Origin of the sequence: uncultured Oscillibacter sp. (assembly GCF_910579365.1) — a bacterium.
In the GTDB taxonomy this organism is placed as follows: Bacteria; Bacillota; Clostridia; order Oscillospirales; family Oscillospiraceae; genus Oscillibacter.
In genome coordinates this window covers 1-3,679 of the sequence record NZ_CAJTUX010000130.1, presented here as the reverse complement: position 1 = coordinate 3,679, position 3,679 = coordinate 1, and the positions used below count along the sequence as shown (strand labels likewise).

Sequence of the window (3,679 nt, the reverse complement as noted above, 5' to 3'; positions counted from 1 at the left end):
ACGAGATCGAGTAATGTGACTGGAGTTCAGACGTGTGCTCTTCCGATCTGGGCCCCGGAGGAGCTTCTGGAACCCCTCCGGGCCGCCGTGCCGGCTCTGCGGCCCCGGCTGACGCCCTATCACGCGGTGGGGACGGCGGCGGGGCTGCTGCTGACCATCCGGACGGACTGGACGGAGATCAATGGAACCCGCTATCCGGGACTGACGGCGGCGCTGTCCCCCTCGGCGCTGGGTACGGGCTATTCGGCGCTGTGGGGCGGCCCGGCGGGAAAGGGAGGAAGATATGGGAATCGTAAAGAAGCTGCGGCAGTGGCTGCAAGGCGCGCTGACCCGCCTGGGCCTCTGGCCGGAGGAGGGCGTTCACTACATTGGCGGGAGCGACACCCTGCCCCCGCCGCTGAACCGGGAGCGGGAGGCGGAGCTGCTCCGCAATCTGGACGAGGCGGCCCGGCAGGAGCTGATCGAGCATAACCTGCGGCTGGTGGTGTACATCGCCCGGCGCTTTGAGAACACGGGCATCAACATTGAGGACCTGATTTCCATCGGGACCATCGGGCTCATCAAGGCGGTGGGCACCTACCGGACGGACAAGAACATCAAGCTGGCCACCTACGCCTCCCGGTGCATTGAAAATGAGATTCTGATGTACCTCCGAAAGAACGCCAACCGGAAGGGGGAGGTCTCCTTCGACGAGCCGCTGAACACCGACTGGGACGGCAACGAGCTGTTGCTCTCCGACGTGCTGGGCACCGACGAGGACGTGGTCATGCGTCCCATTGAGGAGGATGTGGACCGCACCCTCCTGGCCCAGGCTATCAACACGCTCTCCCCCCGGGAGAAGGAGATCATCACCCTCCGCTTCGGCCTGGGCGGCGGGAAGGAGCAGACCCAAAAGGAGGTGGCGGACCGCCTGGGCATCTCCCAGTCCTACATCTCCCGGCTGGAGAAGCGGATCATCAGCCGTTTGAAGAAGGAAATCTTACGTCTGTCTTGACAATTGGAGACGGGTATATTATACTAGCGTCCATATAAACGCAAAGATGGGAAGCAGTACCCGGTTTGCCAAGGCCCAGAGAGGACGCGGTTGGTGAAAGCGTCCGCGAGGCGGCGGGGGAAGTCGTCCCGGAGCGGCGCGGCTGAACGGGGAGTAAGCCGCGACGGAGGCCCGCCGTTAGAGGGGAGACGAGTGTCCCGCAAGGGAAATTCAGGTGGTACCGCGGATTTGGATTCGCCCTGAGCCAATGGCTTGGGGCGGTTTTCTTTTGGAAGGACAGATGGTATTTCGGATTCGGGGGACCCTGACGGAGGAGGAACGGGCAGCCCCTGGCCCTGCCGAAGCGGGGCTTTGTCTGGAAGAAGCCCGGAACGCCCCCGCAAAAGCAGGCGTCCCCCAGGATGCACCGAAACGCCGGGTTGGTATTTTGGGTGATGGGTGTGCTGTCTTGGATTTGGGCGGCGCCCCCTGCGGGAATCCCGGCGCTGCTGTTTCATGGAGGACGGCGTATGGATTCATAACAGCAGGAGCAGCCGCCCTATGGCTATGAGAGCCTGGAGAGGCTGTGGAAGGACGCGGACCGCTTTTATCTGCTTCTCTCCCGCCGCGGGGGGTCTTATATTCTGAGCAAGGAGCGGTTTACCGCCGGAGCCCCGGAGGACCTGCCGGACTGGTGGGAGGAGCGGACGTGTAAGCCGGTGGAGCGGGTTTTGTGACAGGAGGAAAGCCGGTGGAGTTTCGGTTTGAGACAACATACGATCAAAAGGGATTGGCTGCTATGGCCCGGGCGCTGCGCAAGACCATTCGGAAAAAGCGCAGCCGGAGAAGCCATATATTTGGCTGGTGTATGGTGGCACTGGCGGTTCTGCTGATTGCCGCGCAGCGGATGCTGGGCGAACCGTGGACATTTCGGGACACCTTGAATTGCGGCGTTGGCGTGATATTGATGGCGATACTGGTTACCGAGGATCAGGTCAACGCCTTCTTCGCGAAAAAGAAAATGCTGCCGGGCACGTCGTCTGCAAAAAGTATTTTTGGGGAGGAAAGCTATACCTCGACCACAGAGGCCGCGGCGACGGAATTTCACTATGAGGCTGTTCGGCAGGCGTGCGAGACGGCGGATTACTTTGTGCTCCTGTTTAGCCGGCAGCATGGACAGATTTATGACAAAGCCACCCTGAGCGGCGGTACAGTCGAGGAGTTCCGGACCTTTATCACGGAAAAGACCGGAAAGCCGATTGCATATATCAAGTGAAAATTCGAGATTACAGAATAGGAGAATCATCATGAAAAAAGAACTGCCCAAGGTGTACGAGCCCCAACAGGTGGAGGGCCGCGTCTACGAGATGTGGGAGAAGGCCGGGTGCTTCAAGGGTGACCCGGACCGCTCCAAAAAGCCCTTCTCCATCGTCATGCCGCCCCCCAACGTCACGGGCCAGCTCCACATGGGCCACGCCCTGGACTGCACCCTCCAGGACATCCTCACCCGCTTCAAGCGGATGCAGGGCTATTCCACCCTGTGGCTTCCCGGCGTGGACCACGCGGGCATCTCCACCCAGGTGAAGGTGGAGGAGGAGCTGCGCACCAAGGAGGGCCTGAGCCGCTACGACCTGGGCCGGGAGAAGTTCCTCCAGCGGGTCTGGAAGTGGAAGGAGGAGTACGGCGACCGCATCGTCAAGCAGCAGAAGAAAATGGGCGTGTCCTGCGACTGGTCCCGGTCCCGCTTCACCATGGACGAGGGCCTTTCCAAGGCCGTCCGGGAGACCTTCTGCGAGCTCTATGACAAGGGCCTTATCTACAAGGGCAGCCGCATCATCAACTGGTGCCCCCACTGCATCACCGCCCTGTCCGACGCCGAGGTGGAGTACCAGGACAAGCCCGGCCACCTCTGGTATATCCGCTATCCCCTCACCGACGGGTCCGGCGATCTGGTGGTCGCCACCACCCGGCCGGAGACCATGATGGGCGACACCGGCGTTGCCGTGAACCCGGAGGACGAGCGGTTTAAGCACCTGGTGGGCAAGACCTGCATACTCCCCATCATGAACCGGGAGATTCCCATTGTGGCCGACGAGTACGTGGAGCTGGGCTTCGGCACCGGCGCGGTGAAGATGACCCCCGCCCATGACCCCAACGACTTTGAGGTGGGCCTCCGGCACAACTTGGAGACGGTTCGCGTCATCGCCGACAACGGCGCCATCAATGAAAACGGCGGACCCTACAGCGGCATGGACCGCTATGAGTGCCGCAAGGCTATCATCAAGGACCTGGAGGAGCAGGGGTATCTGGTGAAGACCGAGCCCTACAGCCACAACGTGGGCACCTGCTACCGCTGCCACAACGACGTGGAGCCCCTGATCTCCGCCCAGTGGTTTGTGAAGATGGAGCCCCTGGCCCAGGAGGCCCTCCGGGTCGTCCGGGAGGGCGAGGTGAAGTTCGTCCCCGAGCGGTTCAGCAAGACCTACACCAACTGGATGGAGAACGTCCACGACTGGTGCATCTCCCGCCAGCTCTGGTGGGGCCACCAGATTCCCGCCTGGTACTGCGGCGAGTGCGGACACATCAACGTCAGCCGGGTGGACCCCGCCAAGTGCGAGCAGTGCGGCTCCGCCCAGCTGACCCGGGACCCCGACGTGCTGGACACCTGGTTCTCCTCCGCCCTGTGGCCCTTCTCCACCCTGGGCT

At 62.1% G+C, this 3,679-nt stretch carries 3 protein-coding genes and 1 other annotated feature; all 3 genes read left to right on the top strand.

The window, feature by feature from the left end:
• The first annotated feature begins 283 nt into the window (after positions 1 to 283).
• Positions 284 to 994: an RNA polymerase sporulation sigma factor SigE gene (gene sigE, locus QZ329_RS15250; RefSeq protein ID WP_295753856.1), complete on the top strand. Its 711-nt coding sequence runs from the start codon at positions 284 to 286 to the stop codon at positions 992 to 994.
• A gap of 34 nt (positions 995 to 1,028) precedes the next feature.
• Positions 1,029 to 1,239: a binding site (T-box leader), on the top strand.
• Positions 1,240 to 1,724: 485 nt separating this feature from the next.
• Positions 1,725 to 2,249 (top strand): YcxB family protein, encoded by a 525-nt coding sequence (locus QZ329_RS15245; protein ID WP_295753855.1) that lies wholly within the window; start codon positions 1,725 to 1,727, stop codon positions 2,247 to 2,249.
• Between the two features lie 31 nt (positions 2,250 to 2,280).
• A partial coding sequence (locus QZ329_RS15240) for a valine--tRNA ligase (RefSeq protein ID WP_295753854.1) occupies positions 2,281 to 3,679 on the top strand: 1,399 nt, incomplete at its 3' end.